This is a genomic window from Accumulibacter sp. (assembly GCF_029255145.1).
GTDB lineage: Bacteria > Pseudomonadota > Gammaproteobacteria > Burkholderiales > Rhodocyclaceae > Accumulibacter.
In genome coordinates this window covers 29210-49231 of the sequence record NZ_JAPUVQ010000096.1, presented here as the reverse complement: position 1 = coordinate 49231, position 20022 = coordinate 29210, and the positions used below count along the sequence as shown (strand labels likewise).

Here is a 20022-nt window from a genome sequence, read left to right as displayed (position 1 = left end):
CACACTCACATCGTCTCGCTACCGCGGATCACCCCGACAGCGATGCCTTCGATAGCCAATGTCTGCGCTTCCGAATCGACGATGATCGGCCCGAAATCGGGGTTCTCGGCGATCAGCCGGACAATGCCGTCCTGCTGCTGGAAACGCTTGACCGTCACTTCATCGTCGAGCCTGGCAACGACAATCTGGCCGTTGCGCGCTTCGCTGCTGCGGTGCACGGCAAGCAGGTCACCATCCAGGATGCCGGCGTTGATCATCGACAAGCCACGCACCCGCAACAGAAAGTCGGCACGCGGTCGGAACAGGCTGGTATCGACCGTATAGCGGCGTTGCACGTTTTCCACCGCAAGAATCGGGCTGCCGGCAGCGACATTGCCGATCAACGGCAGACCCAGTTGTTCGACCAGACGGATGCCGCGTGCCGAGCCTGGTTCGAGCACGATGATGCCTTTCCTGGCGAGTGCCTTGAGATGCTCCTCGGCGGCATTGTGCGAGGCGAATCCGAAGGCATTGGCAATCTCGGCCCGGGTCGGCGGCGCACCCAGGATCTCCAGCGTATTACGAATGAAGTCGAGTACTTCCTGCTGTCGCGCGGTAAGCGCGGTAACTCTGGTCATGATCGTGGGCTCCTGTTCTTGATACTGTATTTTCGTACAGCTAACGGCAAAAAAGCAAGCAGAACGACCGCGGCATCACGCGGCTGATAAAGCCCGCTCGCTCAAGCGGCGAAATCAAGCGGCTTGACCGATGCTCCGCTTTCTTACCACAATCAATGCTCCCTTCTCCGAAAGCCAGCCATGATCGACCACACCGTCGCCGACTTCAGCCTGCCGGCAACAGGTGGCCGGACATTTACGCTGTCGGCCTGCCAGGGCAGCCCTGTCGTACTCTACTTTTACCCCAAGGACAGCACGCCGGGATGCACCACCGAGGCACGGCAGTTCCGTGACCTGCACCCGCAATTCACCGCCGCCGGAGCCATCGTCGTCGGCGTCTCACGTGACAGCATCCGATCGCACGAGAACTTCAAGGCCAGGCAGGAGTTGCCCTTCGATCTGCTCTCCGACGCCGACGAGTTGCTGTGCACCAGCTTCTCGGTGATCAAAATGAAATCAATGTACGGCCGACAGGTTCGCGGCATCGAACGCAGCACCTTCGCCATCGACCGTCAGGGGGTGTTGCGGCGCGAATGGCGTGGCGTGAAGGTCGATGGCCACGCGCAGGAAGTGCTCGAATTCGTCACGCAGCTCTGATCGCGCAACGCCAATCGCACTTCCCGGCCAAGCACAGCACACCCCGAGAGCCCCCGAATGACCCGCCAACCCGCAGTCAGTGCCCGCAGCGACGCTGCAGCCAGGCCGAAAAAGCTCTTCGTTCTCGACACCAACGTCCTGATGCACGACCCGACCAGTGTCTACCGCTTCGAGGAGCACGACGTGTTCCTGCCGATCATGACCCTGGAAGAACTCGACAACCACAAAAAGGGCCTATCGGAAATCGCCCGCAATGCTCGCCAGGTAACGCGCACACTCGATGAGATCGTCACCAGCATGGACGAAGCGATCGACCAGGGCATCAAGCTCTCCGAGCCTTCACACCAACTGGCCAGCGGCCGTCTTTTCCTGCAGACCGAGGCAATCGCCAGCGACCTCCCGGCTGGATTGCCAACGGCCAAGGCCGACAACCAGATTCTGGCGGTGCTCATCCACCTGCAGCGCCGGCATCCGGATCGTCCGGTGATCCTCGTCTCCAAGGACATCAATATGCGCATCAAGGCCCGCACACTCGGGCTGCAGGCGCAGGACTACTTCAACGACAAGGTGCTGCAAGATACCGACCTGCTGTACACCGGGATACGCGAGTTGCCCCCGGATTTCTGGGGTGAGCACGCCCGGGGCATGGAGTCGTGGAAGCACGACGGGCGCACGCGGTACCGCCTCAAGGGACCACTATGCGCGCATCTGCTGCACAACCAGTTTCTCATCGCGGAAGGTGAGCGCCCCCTGCACGCCAGCGTCCGCGAGGTGTCGGGAACGACCGCCGAAATCGAGACGCTGACCGACTACACGCACGCCAGGAACAGCGTCTGGGGAATCACTGCGCGCAACCGCGAGCAGAATTTCGCCCTCAATCTGCTGATGAATCCGGAGATCGATTTCGTCACCCTGCTCGGCCAGGCGGGCACCGGCAAGACGCTGCTCACCCTGGCTGCGGGCCTCACCCAGGTCCTCGAAACCAGGCGCTACAGCGAAATCATCATCACTCGCGTCACCGTGCCGGTCGGCGAGGACATCGGCTTCTTGCCGGGAACCGAGGAAGAAAAGATGGGGCCGTGGATGGGCGCTCTCGAAGACAACCTCGAGGTGCTCAACAAGAGCGACGAGAACGCCGGCGACTGGGGCCGTGCCGCCACCCACGACCTGATTCGCAACCGGATCAAGGTCAAATCGCTCAATTTCATGCGCGGCCGGACCTTCCTCAACAGGTTCCTGATCATCGACGAAGCGCAGAACCTGACACCGAAGCAGATGAAGACGCTGATCACCCGCGCCGGACCCACCACCAAGGTGATCTGCCTCGGCAACATTGCGCAGATCGATACCCCCTATCTCACCGAGGGCAGTTCCGGCCTGGCCTACGTCGTCGATCGCTTCAAGGGCTGGAAGCACGCCGGGCACATCACCTTGCAACGCGGCGAGCGCTCCCGCCTCGCCGACCACGCGGCCGAGGTGCTATAATTTTCGGAACGTTAACGAGCCGTGTCTAGCGACACGGCTCGGTCGTTTGTAGCCACCGATCCGGGCGACCCGCTCCGTGCCACAAGGATCCTGCGCTTACCGGAGAGTCGATTGAAACGACGCAACTTCCTTGCTGCTTCGGCACTTCTTTCGCTACTGGCGCCTTCATCGGTGCTCGCCGCCAACAAAAAAAAGGCGACCACCAACGCTCCTGCAAAATCCGCAGGCAAAATCAGGAGCACAACCAAAAAAACCGGCAAGCCAAGCGTAAAGCCCGTCGTCGACAAACCCGCGACCCCTGTCGCGGCAGGCCCCTTGCCGGCAGAAGCCGAACAGCGCGACGCCACCAGCCTGCCCGACGAGCCACAGACGCCGTGGCGAACCTACGACATCACGTCGACCATCGCGCTCGGCAAGGTCAGCGGCAAGACCCGGATATGGCTACCGCTGGCGCTGTACAAGGACACCCCCTGGCAGCGTTCGCTGGGCCACGGCTGGCAAGGCAATTTCGCGAGTGCCGGCATCTACCGCGACCCGGTGGCGGAGTTGGTGGTCTTTTACGCCGACTGGAACGTGGATACCACTGCACCGCAACTGCAGATCACCAGCCAGGTCGCCAAGCGCGACCGTCATTTCGATATTACCCGGCGCGGCAGCGCCGCCGAACGCAGCGACGTGCTTCGCCGCTGCCTGCAATCCAGCAATCTGGTTCCGACCGATGGACTGGTACGCCGCACCGCCGAACGCGCAGTCGGCCGGATCAAGGATCCGGTAGCCCAGGGCAAGGCGATTTACGACTGGGTGGTGGAAAACACCTCGTATGACCCATCGCGGCCCGGTGTCGGCCGGGGCGATATCGAGGCCATGCTCGACAGCGGTCATCTGAGCGGCAAGAGTGCCGATATCTCGCTGCTGTTCGTCGGCCTGTGCCGATCGATCGGCATTCCGGCGCGTCCGATTTTCGGACAGCGCATCGATAGCTCGCGATTGTTCGCCGGCCTCGGCGCCACCGGCAACCTGAGCACCGCGCAGCAGTGCCGCGCCGAGTTCTATACGCCGGGTTACGGCTGGATTCCGGTCAATCCGGCAGATGTACGCAAGGCCATTGACGAGGAACACCTGAGCAGCAGCGACCCGAAGCTGATTGTACTGAGGAAGCTGCTGTTTGGTTTCTGGGAGATGAACTGGGTCGCTTTCAACACCGCTCAGGATGTCAGCTTACGTGGCTCAAACGGCCACGCGCTGCCCTTCCTAGCCCTGCCGCAGGTGGAAACCGCCGCCGGCCGCTTCGACAGCCTCGATACCAGTCGCTTCAGCTACACGGTCAACGCCAGCCGCGTCGAGGGCTGAAGCACCGCGCCGGTCGCCGGGGCCGAATCCCTCGACGCGGCTGGCGAGCAATCAGTACGAGCCCGGCGTGGCGAAATTCTCGAAGCGCGTGTACTCGCCGAGAAACGTCAGACGCACGGTACCGATCGGCCCGTTACGCTGCTTGCCGATGATGATCTCGGCAACGCCCTTCTCGGCCGTGTCCTGGTTGTAGACCTCGTCGCGATAGATGAACATGATCACGTCGGCGTCCTGTTCGATGGCCCCGGATTCACGCAGATCGGACATCACCGGACGCTTGTTCGGCCGCTGTTCGAGCGAGCGGTTGAGCTGCGAGAGCGCCATCACCGGCACCGCGAGTTCTTTCGCCAGGCCCTTCAGCGAGCGCGAAATCTCGGAAATTTCGGTCGCCCGATTCTCGCCGTGCCCGCTTACCGACATTAGCTGCAGATAGTCGATGACGATCAGCCCGAGTTTGCCGCACTGCCGGTGGAGGCGGCGTGCCCGGGCCCGCAGATCGATCGGATTGAGCGCAGGCGTCTCGTCGATATAGATCGGTGCCTCGTGCATCTTGCCCAGGGCAAATGACAGTCGCGACCACTCGTCGTCGTTGAGGCGGCCGGTACGGACGCGATGCGCGTCGAGCCGACCGACCGACGACAGCATGCGCATGGCGAGCTGCGTACCGCCCATTTCCATCGAGAAGACAGCCACCGGCAGCCCGACCTCGATCGCCACGTGCTCGGCGATGTTCAGCGCGAACGAGGTCTTGCCCATCGACGGCCGGCCGGCGACGATCAGCAGATCACCGCCCTGCAAGCCCGAGGTCTTGCCGTCGAGATCGTGGTAGCCGGTGGGCACGCCGGTAATGTCCGACGGGTTGTCGCGATCATGCAGTTCCTGGATGCGCTCGACCACCTGCGTCAACAACGGGTTGATGTGCTGGAAGCCCGACTGGTGGCGAAAGCCGCCTTCGGCAATGGCGAAGACCTTCGCCTCGGCTTCATCGAGCAGCGTCTTCGGATCGCGGCCGAGCGGGTTGAGCGCGCTGCTGGCGATCTCGTCGCCGGCGGTAACCAGTTGCCGCAGAATCGCCCGTTCACGAACGATTTCGGCGTAGCGCCGGATATTCGCTGCCGACGGCGTATTGGCCGCGAGCTCGCCAAGGTAGGCCAGACCACCGGTATCGCTGCCCTCGCCCGCCTGCTCGAGACTTTCAGCCACGGTCACTGCGTCGGCCGGCCTGCCGCGCTCGAGGAGTCTGCAGATCTGCCGGTAGATACGCTTGTGCTCGTGACGGTAGAAATCGCCTTCGGCGATCAGGTCGGCCATCTTGTCGAAAGCGGCGTTATCGAGCAACAAGCCTCCGAGAACCGACTGCTCGGCCTCTATCGAGTGCGGCGGCACGCGCAGTGCAGACAAGGCCGGGTCGCTCTGCGGGCCCCGCTCGCGCCGCGCACCGCGATTGCTGGGGCGCTGCGTGTTCTCGGCGGTCAATGAATCGGAATCGGAGGGACTAGCCATGGCGGATCAGCGAGCGGCAACAGAACGAACGGGACAGCAAGTCTACCCCGGCCCCGGGCATTATTCCGGCTCGCGGACGCAAAAAAGCCTTGCCCAGGGAGCAAGGCTTTTCCCATGGCACCGGAAATCGGTGCCGGATCAATGGCCTACAGCTTGAACTGTTCGGCGACCACGGTTACGGTGATCGTCGCCAGAACGTCGCTGTGCAGCGAGACCTCCAACTGGCTCTCGCCAATCATCTTGAGCGGACCCGCGGGCATCCGCACGTCCGACTTCTCGACCGCGAAACCGAGAGCCCGCAGGCCATCGGCGACGTCGAAGTTGCTGACCGAACCGAACAGGCGACCATCAACACCCGCCTTGCGCTCGATCCGGACGACCGCCCCGCCAAGCCTTTCCGCGTACGCCTGCGCAGCGGCCAGCTTCTCCGCAGCGGCACCCTCGAGTTCAGCGCGCTTGGCCTCGAATTCCTTCATGGTGGCCGGTGTCGCACGCTTGGCCTTGCCCTTTGGGATCAGGAAATTGCGCGCGTAGCCGTCCTTGACCTTGACCAGATCACCAAGGCCGCCGAGGGTACCGACCTTTTCCATCAGAATAACTTGCATCGTCTAGTCCTCGCTTACTGGTGATTGTCGGTATACGGCAGCAGCGCCAGGAAGCGGGCACGCTTGATCGCCACCGACAGCATCCGCTGGTAACCGGCCTTGGTACCGGTCAGACGAGCTGGCATGATTTTGGCGTTCTCGGCAACGTACTCCTTGAACAGGTCGACGTCCTTGTAGTCGATCTCTTCCATCTTCTCGGCGGTGAAGCGGCAGAACTTGCGCCGCTTGAACAGACCACTGCCACGCTTCTTGACGTTCTTGTCATCCTTCTTCTTGAAGAATCTTCCCATTTTTCTTTCCTTCGACAAATTCGATCGTAGTTACATGCAGTCTCGGCTGCTTGCTGTTCCGGCTCCTGGCGGCGAGAAAACCCGTCAGCTGGAGCGCTGCGCCAGGCGTTGCCGCTTGCAGCCACTGTGCCGTCGCGCCCAGGGCAATGGCCTGGATCTCGCACTCGACGCGGCGTGGGCTGCCCGCTTCAAGCTGCTCCGACTGGTGCCCGATCAGGCATTCCGTTACCGGCACACCGGCGGGCGTGAAGCGCAGCGCCCTGCGCTCGATCAGGATTCCAGTTAGCTCGACACGGTTCAGCAGAGCCTCGACAATCAGGCGACTGGCTCGGCGACCGCTTCAGCGGGCCCCTGCTCCCGGACTTCCAGCAACGACTTGGACTTCTCGTCCTTCATCATCGGCGACGGCGCGCTGACCGCACGCTTGGTTTTAACCGTCAGATGCCGCAGGATGGCGTCGTTGAACTTGAAACCGTGCTCGAGTTCGGTCAGCGTGGCGCCATCGCACTCGATGTTCAGCAGCAGGTAGTGTGCCTTGTGCAACTTCTGGATCGGGTAAGCGAGCTGGCGGCGTCCCCAGTCTTCGAGACGGTGAATCTGCCCGGCACGCGCGGCGATCAGCGCCTTGTACCGCTCGACCATCGCTGGCACCTGTTCACTCTGATCGGGATGAACGATCAGAACGATTTCGTAATGACGCATGAACACTCCTTGTGGTTGAAGCCCCCCGCCATGCAAACGGTGGAGCAAGGTGGAAAAACCTCGCATTATAGCCGCTTGCCGGCCTGCCAGACAAGCCGGGTCTTGCCCACGAGCCCAGAAACGCCGACACCGATGCCAGCTTACCCCCGAGTTTGCCGCCAGCAGACACGCGGCCAGACCAACAATCGTTGGCGAACCGAGTTCAGCGTGCGTTGGCGATCGCGCCCAGAGTTCGAAAGCGTCGTCGACACGCCGCCCAGGTATTGAACCTGTGGGCGACAGGGATCCGCTGGCCGTACGGATCAAGAGAACCGGTGTTCGGATCGCCGGTCTGTCACCCAGGAGAAGAAGCGCCCGCCACTGCCGTGCGTGCGGATCCTCTGCACATCGTGCCTACGTTGCTGCGCGTTGCACCAAATGGCGGATGTGCCGAACCCCCAGCGCGGCAACGATCACGACGATCGGAATCGCGATCCCGGTGACAACTTCCGGGTTGACCGCCACGCCCACCGCCTTGACTGCCTTGGCCGCATAGCCGATCAGGCCGACCACGTAATAGCTGACCGCTGCCACCGACAATCCTTCGACCGTCTCCTGCAGACGCAACTGCAACTTGGCCCGCCTGGCAGCGGTACTGAGCAGCGACTGGTTCTGCCGCTGCAGCGCGATATCGACACGCGTACGCAACAATTCGCTGGCGCGGCTGATCCGCTCTGACAGGCTGTCCTGAAGCCTGGCGACTGTCTCGCAGGTACTCATCGCCGGGAGCAGGCGGCGCTCGACGAATTCGTGCAAGGTCTGTACGCCCTCTACGCGCACCTCGCGGAGTTCCGCAAGGCGGCGCTCCACCAGCCGCTGGTACGAACGCGCCGCGCAAATCCGGCCCAGCGTAGACGAAATGGTGCTCTCGACGAGCGCCGCAAGCCTGGTCAGCCGGTCGAGCAGAGCCGGTTCGTCTTCGCTGGTGACGACCGTCATTTCGTTGATCAGATCGCCGAGTTGTCGGTCGGCATCGGCCAGCACCGGCAGCGTAGCCCTAGCCACCGGGAGCGTCAGCAACGCTCGCATCAGATAGGTCTCTATCTCCAGCAAGCGCTGTACCATCCGTCCCGCCTGGCGTGGAGTGAGGCTTACATCGTCGATCAGGAAACGGCTGAAACCGTCAGCGTGGATACGAAAATCAGCCCGCACGCTGGCGACACCGTCGCCGACCCGCGAACCGACCAGCGCCGTGCCTTCGAACAAGCGGGCCAATTCCTCGCTACCGGACGCTTCGGCAGCGGCCGGACGCAGCGCCACATGTGCCGCCACCAACACCTGCCCCGGCAAGCGCTCTAGCCAGTCCTGCGGAACGCTGGCGATTACCGGCTGGGCGAAGGGATCGTCGAATTCGCCTTGACGAAAGAAGGTGTAGCTGTTGCACTCGGCGCGCCGCTCCCACTTGAGGCGGAAGGTACCGAGATCGACCTGAAAATGATTGAGCTCCGGTGCCGGAGAAGTCACCCCGTAACGCGTGCACAGCTCAACGATGCTTTCGTAATCGGCCTGCCGGTTCGAAGAATCGCTAGCCAGCGCCAAGTACGACGCCTGCTCGGGGATATTCAGCGCTTCCGGCGGACGGGCATGCAACTCATAATTGAGCGCGAAGCGCTGCGGGTGATTGGCTGGATATGCCACACAGTTCCTTTGTCAGTTCCGTCCCGGGACGTAACAGGAGGTCTGGCGAATGATCGATGTGCTTTGACGCCCACTACCGGACGAGGCCCGGCACAGGCGACGCCCAGCGACCCTTCTCCTGCCCCCGCGTGTCGTTCCTGGTGAATTTTACGCCAATCCCGAAAGGTCGCGTTTCCGGCCGCGCTCCTTGGCGTCGGGGCGGCCAAGCGCCACGTAATGGCCTATGTCCCGCGCAGGGCCGGCCGCTCACCTGCTCCCCAGCTTCGGACCTCCGCGTCCCTCCGGCAAGTCTGCGTGAATTCGCCAGCGGAAAGGCTAGAAGTCCAAAGGCGGACGCAGTCCGGGCGCAGCCGAACCCTTTACATCGCCGCCCGCTCGCTCACGCTTCCTCCTTGCCGAGGGAGGCACTCTGCCGCCCTCGGCAAGGAGGACTAGAGTTCGTCCTGCCAGTTCGGCCAGGGAGCGCTGCAGGTCGCCACGGTCGATCAGTTCCTTGGTCAGCAAGCCCGCCATGAGCGTCTTGCCCGCGCCGGGGTCGTCGGCCAGGAGGACGCGCAGCGGCTGGCGAGGGAGCACAGCTTCGTAGACGGCGGTGATCTGCTGCGGCAGCCGATCGCGGACCGAGACGTGTACCGCCAGCACCGGGCCGAACAGGTGCGCCAAGCGAATGCGCTGGGCCTCGGAAACCAGGCGGAAAAGAGCGCCGTCGCCATCGAAGCCCCAGGGTCGGCCCTGCTCGACCAGTTCCTCGCGGGGCTCGTCGTGGCGGTCCAGCAGTTCGTTGGCGACCCTGCCGACGGCCGTCCGATAGGTCAAGCTCCAGCGCCGCATCGCCGAACCACTGCACGCTGACCACGGTCACCAGTGCGTCTGGAACGATGCCGCGGGTCGCGGCCTTGGCTAGAGCGGCACTTTCTCACCCTTTGCTTCTTGACCGTCCCGCAAGGCTTGTTCGGCGGGCAGGCGCATCAGGCACGGGAAGCCCTTCGAGGCGAGACCTGCGCGCGGCTTCAGTGGGCACGAGACAAACGCAAGAGACCTGCAGTGCTCACGACCGCGGAACGGCGAGAGGCCGGAACGCGGCTCCGGCAACGCCCCGCCCCCCACACCGACCTCCGACGAAAGCCCGCTCCCGCCAGGACCGGTCAGGTAGGTCGCGGTCGATCAGCGAACCACGACAGCTTCGACCGACCGCTGGCGGAAGACCGTCAGCCAGCAACCACCGACAGCGGATCGTGATAGGCGTAGTTGAGGTCGTCGGCGACCTCGCGGCAGGTAACCTTGCCGAAAGCGACGTTGAGACCGTTGCGCAGGTGCTCGTTATCCTGCAGCGCCTGCCGCCAGCCCTTGTCGGCAATCTGCAGCGCGAACGGCAGCGTCGCGTTGTTGAGCGCGTAGGTCGAGGTGCGCGGCACACCGCCCGGCATGTTGGCAACGCAGTAGTGCACGACATTGCCGACCATGTACGTCGGGTCGGCGTGCGTCGTTGCCTTGGCCGTTTCGCAGCAGCCGCCCTGGTCGATGGCCACGTCGACGATCACCGAGCCGGGCTTCATGTCATCGACCAGGCGACGTGTGATCAGCTTCGGGGCGGCAGCACCGGGAATCAGTACGCCACCGATGACCAGGTCGGCGCGCAGCACGTGGTGCTCGACATTGTCGCGATTGGAGAAGACGGTGATCACGCGTGCGCCGAGCAGCCGATCCATGCGCCGCAGGACGTCGATATTGCGGTCGATGACGACCACCTGCGCGCCGGTACCGACGGCGATCTGCGCGGCGTTCGAGCCGACCACGCCGCCTCCCAGAATGACGATCTTTGCCGACGGGACGCCGGCCACGCCGCCAAGCAGGATGCCCATGCCGCCATGCGCCTTTTCAAGACAGTAGGCCCCGGCCTGGATCGACAGCCGCCCGGCAACTTCCGACATCGGCGCCAGCAGCGGCAAGCCGCCGCCGGGCTGGGTGACCGTTTCGTAGGCGATACAGACCGCGCCGCTGCTGACCAGATCGGCACACTGCGCCGGATCGGGGGCGAGGTGCAGATAGGTGTAGAGAATCTGCCCTTCGCGCAGCATCGCCCGCTCACCGGCCTGTGGCTCCTTGACCTTGATGATCATTTCGGCGCTGGCAAAGATCTCCGTGGCGCTCGCGGCGATCGTCGCGCCGGCCTTCTCGTACACGTCGTCGGTGACACCGATACCGCTGCCGGCACCGGTTTCGACGGTGACCGGGTGACCATGCGCGACCATTTCCCGAACCGACGACGGGGTCAGGCCGACGCGGTATTCGTGGTTCTTGATTTCCTTGGGTACGCCTATGTGCATCGCTGTCTCCTCAAAGTGGATTCGGGGCCGCCAATCTTATGCCAATTCCGGCAGAGCGGCGTCTTTTTCAACGGCCTGACACCGCCGCGACAAGGCACCGCGACGCGCTCTGCAGAGCTATCGCGGCTGATCGCTTGCGTATAGACTGCCAGTCTCGCAAGTGGTCCGTGGCACCCGCGCGACGCTGTCAGTGGCTGCCTTCGACGACTGCATGATCGGCGCTGCGGCGGGCGAATTACCGCCCGCCACGGCAGTGGCCGTGGGCGAACTCGTGACAAGAACATCAGCCGACATTCCTGAAGGGACCGTCGCCATGCCAATCGTCCTTCCGCGCGACTCCTGCTGACACCGCCGCCCGATGCTTGCCAATGATCGCGACACCGCCAATGGCGCGCCAGCAGAAGCCGGCAAGCGTCCCGAACTGCCGGCCGCCGCGGCGACCATCGCCGCCGACCTGGCCGGCTTCCGCCACGAAATGCTGCGTTTCGCCGCACTGCAACTGCGCGACCAGGCCAGCGCCGAAGACGCTGTCCAGGAAGCGATGCTCGCCGCCCTCCAGGGCGCCGATCGTTTTGCCGAACGGGCGAAGCTCAAGACCTGGGTTTTCTCGATCCTCAGAAACAAGATCGTCGACATCATCCGCCGGCGCGTTCGCGAACCGATCTACGAGCACCCGGAAGACGAGATCGACGACGCCGACTTCGATCCGCTGTTCAAGAGCAATGGTCACTGGCAACGCGACGCCCGCCCTTCGGACTGGGGCAACCCGGAAAAGAGCCTCGAAAACCAGAACTTCTGGGCGGTCTTCGATGCCTGCCTGAACCGACTGCCGGCGGCCACGGCGCGCGTTTTCATGATGCGCGAGATGCTCGGTCTGGAAACCAGCGAAATCTGCGCTGAATTGACGATCACCAGCAATAATTGCTGGGTGGTGCTGCACCGCGCGCGCATGGCGCTACGCCTGTGCCTCGATCAACAATGGTTCGGCGACGCGGCGCAGGCTCGATGATGAGCTGCCCGCGACTGGCGTAGCCACCGCAGCGCGCCAACCACCACGCGGCGACCTCGCCGCTGCGTCAGCTACCGACCACGCCTCCATCGCGACGCCTGATGACCAGCGTCGCCGAACGCGGCCGGCCACCGGTCGCCTCTGGAAATTGGCTGGCCGGCCATCCCGACCCGGCCAGCGGCGTTTCCGGGTCGGTGCGTCCGGCTACCTCTCCGGGGTGCTGGACGTTGATCAACAGGTTGCGGGCATCGGGCGTCGCGCTGATGCCGGTGATCTCGCAGCCCCGCGGCCCGGTCAGGAAACGCCGTATTTCGCCACTGACCACGTCGCCGACGAGCATCTGGTTGTTGCCGAGTCGCTGGTAGTCGGAACGGTTCAGGACACTGCCCGAGGCATCGGTTTGAATCCACAAGCGACCGGCGGGATCGAACCACAGGCCATCAGGGCTACCGAAAGGATCACCCTTGATGTTGCCCTGCTTGTTCGGATCGGATTGCTGCGGGTCGCCGCAAAGCACGAAGACGTCCCAGGCGAAGCGGCCCGCAGCGGCGTCGGCGCCCGCCTCGCGCCAGCGGATGATCTGGCCAAAGGCGTTTTCGGCCCGCGGATTGGCGGCGTCGGTGTTCACCCGCTGGCGATTGTTGGTCAGCGTGCAGTAGACCTCGCCGCTGTGCGGATGGACGGCGATCCACTCCGGGCGATCCATCTTCGTCGCGCCGACGAGGTCGGCGGCCTGACGGGTCCGGATCAGGATGTCGGCCTGGTCGGCAAAGCCGCTGCTTTCGCCCAAACCGTTCCGGCCGTACACCAGCGCCAGCCAGCGACCCCTGCCGTCGGCGTCGAAGCGGGCGACGTACAGCGTCCCGACGTCGAGCAGCGCGCCGCCACCGGCGGGACTGCCGGCGTCGAAGCGATCGCGGGAGACAAACTTGTAAAGGTATTCGAAGGCCTGGTCATCACTCATATAGACCACCACCCGGCCGTCGCTGGCCAGCGCGACGGTGGCGCATTCGTGCTTGAAACGGCCCAGCGCGGTGCGCTTGACCGGCGCCTGGGTGGGCTTCCAGGGGTCGATTTCGACCACCCAGCCAAAGCGGTTGGCCTCGTTGGGCTCGGTCGCCACGTCGAAGCGGCTGTCGTGTTCGTGCCAGCGATAGCCGGAACCGTTCTTGCGGATGCGGTAACGCTGCTGGTCTGGCGTCGCTTGCTCAAGGCCGTTGAAGTACGAGTCGAAGTTCTCCTCGCAGCTCAGGCAGGTGCCCCAGGGTGTGAAACCCATCGCACAGTTGGCCAGCGTCCCGAAAACGACGTTGCCACGTCGGTCGTCACCGGTACGCATTGCGGCAGCCCCGGCGGCCGGGCCGGCGATGCGCACCGGCGTGCGGGCGGTAATCCGCCGGGCGTACGGCGAAGGCCGGACCAGCTGCCAGCGCACCCCGGCGCCGCCGCCGAGCCTGATTTCGATCACCGAAACGCCGTGCGCGTTTTGCGACTTGAGCGTCTTGGCATGGCTCCAGTCGGCCATTCCGTTGGGGTGCAGCAGGCCGTCGTCGGTGTATTCATGGTTTACGCACAGCAGGCCGTGCGTCGACGACGGCTGGCCGTTCTCCACCCAGGGAAAGAAATGCATCCCGTCATGGTGCATGCCCGCCTGCTCGGCCTGTTCGGCGGCGCTGTTGCCGGCGTCGGCCCGGAACGCCGGTCCGTCCGAAATCGGGTCGCCCCAGGCGTACAGCAGTTGCACCGTATACCCGTCGGGCACGCGCACCAGGTCGTCGCCCGACACGGCAATCGGGGTGAAGCCGGTCGCCGGTCGGTCGGCCGCAGCGGCCAGTGCCGGCAGCCCGAAGAAAGACAGGGCAGCGCTGCCCAGCCCCACCTGCAACAGACGGCGGCGGCTGTTCAGGGGGGCCGGCAGCGCGGTGAGCAAGCGCTCGAAATGCGGATTCGTGCCGCTGTTGCTGATCAGCTCTCGGTCCATTGGCGGTGCTGCCTCGACGGGTGGGCGAAAGCAGCCATTATCGCCCAGTGCAGCATCCCACTGTCGTTTCTCCCGGCCAGATGCTGGTGCTCGGGTAAACCCCCTCCGGGGTCGGAGCAAGGCTACCCGCCGCCGACCCCCCTACGCGGTGCGGTGCCGTTCCACATACTCGCGCAAGGCCTCGTTCATCCGCGTTTGCCAACCTTCACCGGTCGCCTTGAAGTATTCCAGCACTTCGCGGCTGTAGCGCAAGGTCACCGCCACCTTGGTTGGCCGCTTCTGCGGTCCGCGGCGACCGGGCAGGCGAGCTTCGCCCGTTGCGCGCGGCGCCGCCGCGGGGTCCCTGGAATCGTACCTGCACTCTGTACCATGTAGCCGGTCTGGAGCGCCGGCTGTGCCGCTTCCGGTGCGCTCCTTGGTGAACGCCGAGGGCGCGGTGGTAGTTGCTCTGGTCATGTTTTTCACCGTAAGAACTGTCAATCAGGTTGCCGCGGGCAACAAGCTCCGTCCATCCCGGAGACGCCGCGATTTATCAAGCGCCCTCGGGCGCCCGGTCTACTTTCCCTTGCGCGGTGCGGCGGCCGGAGCGAGCACGTCGCTTATCGCCGCCTTCAGCGCGGACAGGTCGAGACCGGCGAGCAGCATCAGGCCGGCGCGGAACAACTGTCCCTTCCCGATGCCGACTCCTCCGCGCGCCAGACGCTTCTTCAACTGCGCGAGCTGGCGGTATTCGCTCCTTGGAATGCGCACGCTGCGACGAACGGTCCTGGAGGCCTTTCGCGCCTTCCTGGCTTTCCTGGCGGGCTCCTCCGCGGGCGCTGCAGCAAGCCTGCTGAGCCGCAGCTGGTTGGTCGCGGCGACGATGGCGTCGGCGCTTGACGGCGTGGAAGGTTTGGAAGGGGTGGCTGGCGATAGCATTTCGATCTCCCTGGCATGATTCGGAACAGCCACCAGCCGACCCCGCGGCTGGCTCGGGCGCTGCGCTTGAGTGGGGCTGGCTGCTTGGTGTTGAAGCGACGGACGAATGATGCGTCGCTTGTGTGACGGATTGATGACGGTCAAACCTGCTGCCGCCGCCGGGGCGCGCCGTCGCGGCGCCTGGTGCAGCCCGGCAACCGACTGCTCCGAACCGTCACCGCTCAGCGCACGGCTGGCGGCCAGCGCCGGCGTCAGTCGGCCAGCGCGGCGGCAAGCGTCTTGGCGTTCTGGCGGATCATCCCGAGATAACTGCCTGCCGGGGTACCGGCGCCGGACAGCGAGTCCGAGTACAGAGTGCCGCCGATGACCGCGCCGGATTCCTGGCTGATCCGTTCGAGCAGGCGGGGGTCGCTGACGCTCTCGATGAACACCGCCCTGATCTTTTCCTGGCGGATCTGTCGGATGGTCGCGCCAACGCCGGCGGCTGAAGGCTGGGCGTCGGTGCTGACCCCGACCGGCGCTATGAAGCGGATGCCGTAGGCGCGACCGAAGTAGGCAAAGGCGTCGTGCGAGCTGACCACCTTGCGCCGCTCGGCAGGAAGCGCGCCAAAGGTGGCGCGCAGTTCGCGGTCGAGAGCGTCGATCTGCTGTTGCAGGCTGGCGGCGTTGGCCTGGTAAGCGGCCTTGTTCGCTGGATCGACGGCGTCAAGCGCGGCGGCGATATTGGCGACGTACTTGCGCGCATTGCCGAGATCCTGCCAGGCGTGCGGGTCAAGGTCGGCCGCGTGCTCGTGCCGCGGACGCGCGCCGGGATTGGCCGGCGCCCTGGCGAGCGGCCTGACCCCGTCGCTGGCGACCAACAGCCTGCCGCGATAGCCCGAAGACTGGATCAGGCGGTCGATCCAACCTTCGAAGCCAAGCCCGTTGACGACCACCAGACGAGCCCGCGCGATGGTCCTGGCATCGTCTGGGGTGGGTTGGTAGACGTGCGCATCCGCCCCCGCCCCGACCAGGGTGTACACCTGCACGTGCGCGCCGCCGACGCGCTGCGTCAGGTCGCCGAGGATGCTGAAACTGGCCACCACCGGCAGCGCCTCAGCGGCCGCGACCGGCCGCCCGGGGCCGACGCAGAAGAAGCCCAGCAGCAGGCTCGCAGTCAGATGGCAGAACAGCTTCGTGGCGATCAATCGCGGCCTCCGCATTTTCCCCACCCTGCCCTCAGCGCTCGAAATGCCAGCCTGACCGCCAGCGACTGGCCAGCGGTCCCAGCGTGCCCACCGCCAGCGACAGCAGGTAGCAAGCGCCGAGCGCCAGGACAATCGCCGGTCCCGCCGGCAGGTTCGCGTAATACGACAGCAGCAGCCCGACGAATGATCCGCTGATTGCGATCAATACGGCAATCAGCAGTAGCGGGCCGATATTGCCTACCCACAAGCGCGCCGCAGCGGCCGGCAGGATCATCATGCCGACCGCCATCAGCGTTCCCAGCGCGTGAAAACCTGCGACCAGGTTGAGCACCAGCAGGACCATGAAGCCATAATGTGCGAGCGGACCGAGGCGGCTGACACGGGCCAGAAACGCCGGATCGCAGCCTTCGAGGACGAACAGCCGCAGGCCGAGCGCGAGCGCCACCACCGACAGCGAGGTGAAGCCAGCAAGCAGCAGCAGGGTCGCGTCGTCAAGCGCCAGCACGCTGCCGAACAGCACGTGCAGCAGGTCCACGCTGCTGCCGCGCAGCGAGATGATCAACACACCGGCCGACAGCGAAATCAGGTAGAAAGTGGCCAGACTGGTGTCTTCCTTGATCACCGAGTTGCGCGCCACACCGCCCGACAGCACGGCTACCGTCAGACCGGCGAGCAAGCCACCGATGGTCATCGCCGGCAGCGACAACCCGGCGATCAGATAGCCGATGGCGGCGCCCGGCAGAATCGCGTGCGACATCGCGTCGCCGGCCAGGCTCATCCGCCGCAGCATCAGAAAGACCCCGACCGGCGTCGCCCCGAGCGACAGCGCCAGGCAACCGACCAGCGCCCGCCGCATGAAACCGAACTCGATGAACGGCGCCAGCAGCGGCATCGCCGCCAGCGTTTCGCTCATCGCCGGCCCCGCTCGGCTTGACAGACCGCAGCCTCGGCTTCGCCGCCGCGTCCTTCGGCGATTTGCCTGGCGCGAAGCAACTGGTCGTCGCTGAGGACCATCGCCGGATCGCCGCGGGCGACGATCTCGCGAGCGAGCAGCAGCACTTCCGGGTACTCCTGGCGCACATGCTCGAGGTCATGCAGGACAGCGATCACCGTCCGCCCCTCGCCGTGCCAGCGCTGCACCAGCGCGGCCAGATCGCTGACGCTGGCGGCGTCGATCGCCCCGTAGGGCTCGTCGAGCAGGACCAGAGGCGCGTCCTGCAACACCACCCGCGCGAAGTGCGCGCGCTGCAACTGGCCCCCCGAGAGCGCGCCGATCGGACGGCTCTCGAGCCCATTCAGCCCGACCAGGTCGATGGCGGCGCCGATTCGCTGACGCAGGGCGCGGTTCAGCCCGCCAAAGGCACCAATCGCTCGCCATAAGCCCATCGCCACGAAATCATGGACGACCATCGGAAAGCTGCTATCCAGCGTCGTCTGCTGCGTCAGGTAAGCGATTTGCCGGCGCTGCACGCCGAGCAGTTCGATGCGGCCCTGCAGCGGCCGCAGTTCGCCGCAGATCCCCTTGAGCAGCGTCGACTTGCCGGCGCCATTGGGACCAACGATCGCCAGCAGGCTGCCGGCGGCAACTTCCCCGTGCAGGTGATGTACCGCCGGGTGGCGGTTGTAACCCAGGGTCAGGTTGTCGAACCGCAGAATGGACTGGGCGCTCGACGCTGGCGACTGGCTCATCGGCAAACCTGCATTCAGTCCATCGCCCAGTAAACGCTCGCCCAAAGGAACAGCAGCGCGCCGATCGCCCACAGCAGCCGCGAGGCGGCGCTGGCACAAAGAACCGGATTGGGCCGGTCGGCACTGGCGGACCGGTGCGGACGTGCGCGGGAAGGCATGGGCGATGCGAGGCGATTGGACAAAGCACAGTCGGGGTTGGCACGAGCCGCGAATCTTGCCTCGTTCGCAGGCCAAATGCAACAGTGTTGCGCAAACAGGCAAGTTGCCTCGGTCCGTTCCGACGACCGATTGCGCACCAGGCACATCGGCACAGCGATGACCCCCGCTGCTGGTCGAGGCACCTTAGTCAGTACACTGCCCGTACCGACAGCCGACTGCTGGTCGTCAACCGAAGCGGCCGGTGATGTAGTCCTCTGTGCGCCCGACCTTTGGCTTCACGAACAGTTCGTCGGTCGGCCCGAATTCGATCAGTTCGCCCAGGTACATGAACGCGGTGTAGTCGGAGATCCGCGCCGCCTGCTGCATGTTGTGGGTCACCATGGCAATGGTGTACTCGCTCTTCAGTTCATTGACCAGTTCCTCGACCTTGGCCGTCGACATCGGATCCAGCGCCGAGGTGGGCTCGTCGAGCAGCACGATCTCGGGCTTTACCGCCACCGCCCGAGCGATGCACAAGCGCTGCTGTTGACCACCGGAAAGCGCCAGGCCGCTGTGCTCTAGCTTGTCCTTGACTTCGTCCCACAAGGCCGCCTTGCGTAGCGCCCATTCGACCCGCTCATCCATCTCCGCCGGGGCAAACCTTTCGTAAAGCCGGACGCCGAAAGCGATGTTTTCGTAAATGGTCATCGGAAACGGCGTCGGCTTCTGGAAAACCATGCCGATCTTCGCCCGAACCAGATTCACATCCTGCTTCCTGTCGAGCAGGTTCTTGCCGTTGAAGACGATCGTCCCTTCCGCGCGCTGCCCTGGATAAAGGTCGAACATCCGATTGCAGGTACGCAAGAGGGTAGACTTGCCACAACCCGATGGCCCGATGAAGGCGGTCACGCGGTTGCGGGCAATATCCAGATTGACGGCCTTCAAGCCTTTGAAATCGCCGTAATAGAAATCCAGGTCACGGATTTGCAAGGCGGCGTGCTCACCTGATTGGGCGGCGGATTTGGGAAAACCGGAAGTACCCGACATACCATGCTCCGAAAATCAGATCTGGGTGGTTTGGCGAAACAGGATGCGCGCGCCAATATTGATTGCCAGCACCAGCAAGGCGATCAGCAGGGCCCCGCCCCAGGCCAGTTGCACCCAGTTGTCGTAAGGACTCATGGCGAACTGGAAGATCACCACCGGCAGATTGCCCATCGGCTGCGACATGTCAGCGCTGAAGAACTGGTTGTTGAGCGCGGTAAACAGCAGCGGTGCGGTCTCGCCGGTCACCCGCGCAACGGCCAGCAGGACGCCGGTCACCACGCCCGCCCTGACCGAGCGCAGGCTCACCTTCAGCGACACCTGCCAGCGCGGCGCACCAACTGCGAAAGCCGCCTCGCGCAAGCTCGAGGGCACTAGCCTGAGCATGTTTTCGGTGGTCCGCACGACCACCGGGATGGCAATCAGCGACAATGCCAGCGAGCCAGCCCAGCCGGAAAACCCTCCCAGCGTCACCACCATCAGCGCGTAAACGAACAGGCCGATGACGATCGACGGCGCCGACAGCATGATGTCGGTGACCAGGCGCGTCGCCGCTGCGAACCGCGAGCTGCTGCCGAACTCGGCCAGGTAGATCCCGGCCAGGATGCCGATCGGCGTCGACACCAGGGTGGTCATGCCGACGATCATGATGCTGCCGACGATCGCATTGCGCAGGCCACCGCCCTCGGAACCCGGCGCCGGCGTATCCTGGGTGAAGAAGTCCCAGCTCAAGGCCGCGAAGCCCTTCGCCAGCAGCGTCCACAGGATCCACGTCAAGGCGAGCAGGCCAAAGGCCATGGCGATCATCGACAGGCCAATTCCGAGGCGATTGATCAGCACGCGACGTCCGTACAGTTCCATGTC

The 20022-nt window shown here is 64.5% G+C and carries 20 protein-coding genes and 1 pseudogene; 4 read left to right on the top strand and 17 right to left on the bottom strand.

Annotated features, from left to right (window positions below):
• Window positions 1–5: 5 nt before the first annotated feature.
• The gene (gene lexA / locus Q1L50_RS09575) at window positions 6–617 is read right to left on the bottom strand and encodes a transcriptional repressor LexA (RefSeq protein WP_300337888.1); all 612 of its coding nucleotides are present in this window, start codon (window positions 615–617) and stop codon (window positions 6–8) included.
• Window positions 618–797: 180 nt separating this feature from the next.
• Here lexA and Q1L50_RS09570 point away from each other — a divergent pair, with 180 nt between their 5' ends.
• The 3 genes from Q1L50_RS09570 (at window position 798) to Q1L50_RS09560 (ending at window position 4088) form a co-directional block, all read left to right on the top strand.
• A complete protein-coding gene (locus Q1L50_RS09570) occupies window positions 798–1253 on the top strand; it encodes a peroxiredoxin (RefSeq protein ID WP_300337886.1) in 456 nt (151 codons plus the stop codon).
• A 57-nt stretch (window positions 1254–1310) separates the two neighbouring features.
• A complete protein-coding gene (locus tag Q1L50_RS09565; RefSeq protein ID WP_300337885.1) occupies window positions 1311–2738 on the top strand; it encodes a PhoH family protein in 1428 nt (475 codons plus the stop codon).
• Between the two features lie 315 nt (window positions 2739–3053).
• Window positions 3054–4088, top strand: coding sequence for a transglutaminase-like domain-containing protein (locus tag Q1L50_RS09560; protein ID WP_300337883.1), 1035 nt, complete (start codon window positions 3054–3056; stop codon window positions 4086–4088).
• Between the two features lie 51 nt (window positions 4089–4139).
• On the opposite strand, the gene dnaB is transcribed toward Q1L50_RS09560, so the two are convergent.
• From dnaB to ald, 8 genes and pseudogenes are all read right to left on the bottom strand, one after another.
• Entirely contained in the window at window positions 4140–5591 is a 1452-nt protein-coding gene (gene dnaB, locus Q1L50_RS09555) for a replicative DNA helicase (protein WP_300337882.1), read from the bottom strand.
• 146 nt (window positions 5592–5737) lie between these two features.
• A complete protein-coding gene (gene rplI, locus Q1L50_RS09550; RefSeq protein WP_300337880.1) occupies window positions 5738–6196 on the bottom strand; it encodes a 50S ribosomal protein L9 in 459 nt (152 codons plus the stop codon).
• 14 nt (window positions 6197–6210) lie between these two features.
• Window positions 6211–6486, bottom strand: coding sequence for a 30S ribosomal protein S18 (gene rpsR / locus Q1L50_RS09545; protein ID WP_300337879.1), 276 nt, complete (start codon window positions 6484–6486; stop codon window positions 6211–6213).
• A complete protein-coding gene (priB, locus tag Q1L50_RS09540) occupies window positions 6458–6742 on the bottom strand; it encodes a primosomal replication protein N (protein WP_300337922.1) in 285 nt (94 codons plus the stop codon). The genes rpsR and priB overlap by 29 nt, the downstream gene beginning before the upstream one ends.
• Window positions 6743–6801: 59 nt before the next feature.
• Window positions 6802–7188: a 30S ribosomal protein S6 gene (gene rpsF, locus Q1L50_RS09535; RefSeq protein ID WP_300337877.1), complete on the bottom strand. Its 387-nt coding sequence runs from the start codon at window positions 7186–7188 to the stop codon at window positions 6802–6804.
• Window positions 7189–7581: 393 nt separating this feature from the next.
• Window positions 7582–8865: a DUF3422 domain-containing protein gene (locus Q1L50_RS09530; protein ID WP_300337876.1), complete on the bottom strand. Its 1284-nt coding sequence runs from the start codon at window positions 8863–8865 to the stop codon at window positions 7582–7584.
• A gap of 462 nt (window positions 8866–9327) precedes the next feature.
• Window positions 9328–9727 (bottom strand): annotated as a pseudogene (locus tag Q1L50_RS09525) (RNA helicase); the annotation flags it as partial.
• A gap of 346 nt (window positions 9728–10073) precedes the next feature.
• Window positions 10074–11192 (bottom strand): alanine dehydrogenase, encoded by a 1119-nt coding sequence (gene ald / locus Q1L50_RS09520; protein ID WP_300337874.1) that lies wholly within the window; start codon window positions 11190–11192, stop codon window positions 10074–10076.
• Between the two features lie 358 nt (window positions 11193–11550).
• On the opposite strand from ald, the gene Q1L50_RS09515 reads away from it, so the two are divergent.
• Window positions 11551–12201, top strand: coding sequence for a sigma-70 family RNA polymerase sigma factor (locus Q1L50_RS09515; RefSeq protein WP_300337872.1), 651 nt, complete (start codon window positions 11551–11553; stop codon window positions 12199–12201).
• A 67-nt stretch (window positions 12202–12268) separates the two neighbouring features.
• On the opposite strand, the gene Q1L50_RS09510 is transcribed toward Q1L50_RS09515, so the two are convergent.
• The 8 genes from Q1L50_RS09510 to pstA form a co-directional block, all read right to left on the bottom strand.
• Window positions 12269–14182: a PhoX family phosphatase gene (locus Q1L50_RS09510; protein ID WP_300337870.1), complete on the bottom strand. Its 1914-nt coding sequence runs from the start codon at window positions 14180–14182 to the stop codon at window positions 12269–12271.
• 141 nt (window positions 14183–14323) lie between these two features.
• Window positions 14324–14638 carry a BrnA antitoxin family protein gene (locus Q1L50_RS09505; protein WP_300337868.1) on the bottom strand — a complete coding sequence of 105 codons (315 nt, stop codon included), beginning with the start codon at window positions 14636–14638 and terminating at the stop codon, window positions 14324–14326.
• 99 nt (window positions 14639–14737) lie between these two features.
• Window positions 14738–15244, bottom strand: a complete 507-nt coding sequence (locus Q1L50_RS09500) for a hypothetical protein (protein ID WP_300337867.1) — start codon at window positions 15242–15244, stop codon at window positions 14738–14740.
• A gap of 107 nt (window positions 15245–15351) precedes the next feature.
• Window positions 15352–16287 carry a metal ABC transporter substrate-binding protein gene (locus Q1L50_RS09495; protein WP_300337865.1) on the bottom strand — a complete coding sequence of 312 codons (936 nt, stop codon included), beginning with the start codon at window positions 16285–16287 and terminating at the stop codon, window positions 15352–15354.
• Window positions 16288–16318: 31 nt separating this feature from the next.
• On the bottom strand, window positions 16319–17200 hold the full coding sequence (locus tag Q1L50_RS09490) for a metal ABC transporter permease (protein ID WP_300337863.1): 882 nt from the start codon (window positions 17198–17200) through the stop codon (window positions 16319–16321).
• A complete protein-coding gene (locus Q1L50_RS09485) occupies window positions 17197–17976 on the bottom strand; it encodes an ABC transporter ATP-binding protein (protein WP_300337862.1) in 780 nt (259 codons plus the stop codon). The genes Q1L50_RS09490 and Q1L50_RS09485 overlap by 4 nt, the downstream gene beginning before the upstream one ends.
• A 384-nt stretch (window positions 17977–18360) precedes the next feature.
• Complete coding sequence (gene pstB / locus Q1L50_RS09480) at window positions 18361–19161, bottom strand: phosphate ABC transporter ATP-binding protein PstB (protein ID WP_300337861.1); 801 nt, start codon at window positions 19159–19161, stop codon at window positions 18361–18363.
• Window positions 19162–19176: 15 nt separating this feature from the next.
• The gene (gene pstA / locus Q1L50_RS09475; protein WP_300337859.1) at window positions 19177–20019 is read right to left on the bottom strand and encodes a phosphate ABC transporter permease PstA; all 843 of its coding nucleotides are present in this window, start codon (window positions 20017–20019) and stop codon (window positions 19177–19179) included.
• Window positions 20020–20022 lie beyond the last annotated feature (3 nt).

What these genes read in the sequence shown, in the direction of transcription:
- lexA (WP_300337888.1), bottom strand. Translation starts at nt 617, where the DNA reads ATGACCAGAGTTACCGCGCTTACCGCGCGACAGCAGGAAGTACTCGAC.
- Q1L50_RS09570 (WP_300337886.1), top strand. Translation starts at nt 798, where the DNA reads ATGATCGACCACACCGTCGCCGACTTCAGCCTGCCGGCAACAGGTGGC.
- Q1L50_RS09565 (WP_300337885.1), top strand. Translation starts at nt 1,311, where the DNA reads ATGACCCGCCAACCCGCAGTCAGTGCCCGCAGCGACGCTGCAGCCAGG.
- dnaB (WP_300337882.1), bottom strand. Translation starts at nt 5,591, where the DNA reads ATGGCTAGTCCCTCCGATTCCGATTCATTGACCGCCGAGAACACGCAG.
- rplI (WP_300337880.1), bottom strand. Translation starts at nt 6,196, where the DNA reads ATGCAAGTTATTCTGATGGAAAAGGTCGGTACCCTCGGCGGCCTTGGT.
- rpsR (WP_300337879.1), bottom strand. Translation starts at nt 6,486, where the DNA reads ATGGGAAGATTCTTCAAGAAGAAGGATGACAAGAACGTCAAGAAGCGT.
- rpsF (WP_300337877.1), bottom strand. Translation starts at nt 7,188, where the DNA reads ATGCGTCATTACGAAATCGTTCTGATCGTTCATCCCGATCAGAGTGAA.
- ald (WP_300337874.1), bottom strand. Translation starts at nt 11,192, where the DNA reads ATGCACATAGGCGTACCCAAGGAAATCAAGAACCACGAATACCGCGTC.
- Q1L50_RS09515 (WP_300337872.1), top strand. Translation starts at nt 11,551, where the DNA reads ATGCTTGCCAATGATCGCGACACCGCCAATGGCGCGCCAGCAGAAGCC.
- Q1L50_RS09510 (WP_300337870.1), bottom strand. Translation starts at nt 14,182, where the DNA reads ATGGACCGAGAGCTGATCAGCAACAGCGGCACGAATCCGCATTTCGAG.
- Q1L50_RS09505 (WP_300337868.1), bottom strand. Translation starts at nt 14,638, where the DNA reads ATGACCAGAGCAACTACCACCGCGCCCTCGGCGTTCACCAAGGAGCGC.
- Q1L50_RS09490 (WP_300337863.1), bottom strand. Translation starts at nt 17,200, where the DNA reads ATGAGCGAAACGCTGGCGGCGATGCCGCTGCTGGCGCCGTTCATCGAG.
- Q1L50_RS09485 (WP_300337862.1), bottom strand. Translation starts at nt 17,976, where the DNA reads ATGAGCCAGTCGCCAGCGTCGAGCGCCCAGTCCATTCTGCGGTTCGAC.
- pstB (WP_300337861.1), bottom strand. Translation starts at nt 19,161, where the DNA reads ATGTCGGGTACTTCCGGTTTTCCCAAATCCGCCGCCCAATCAGGTGAG.
- pstA (WP_300337859.1), bottom strand. Translation starts at nt 20,019, where the DNA reads ATGGAACTGTACGGACGTCGCGTGCTGATCAATCGCCTCGGAATTGGC.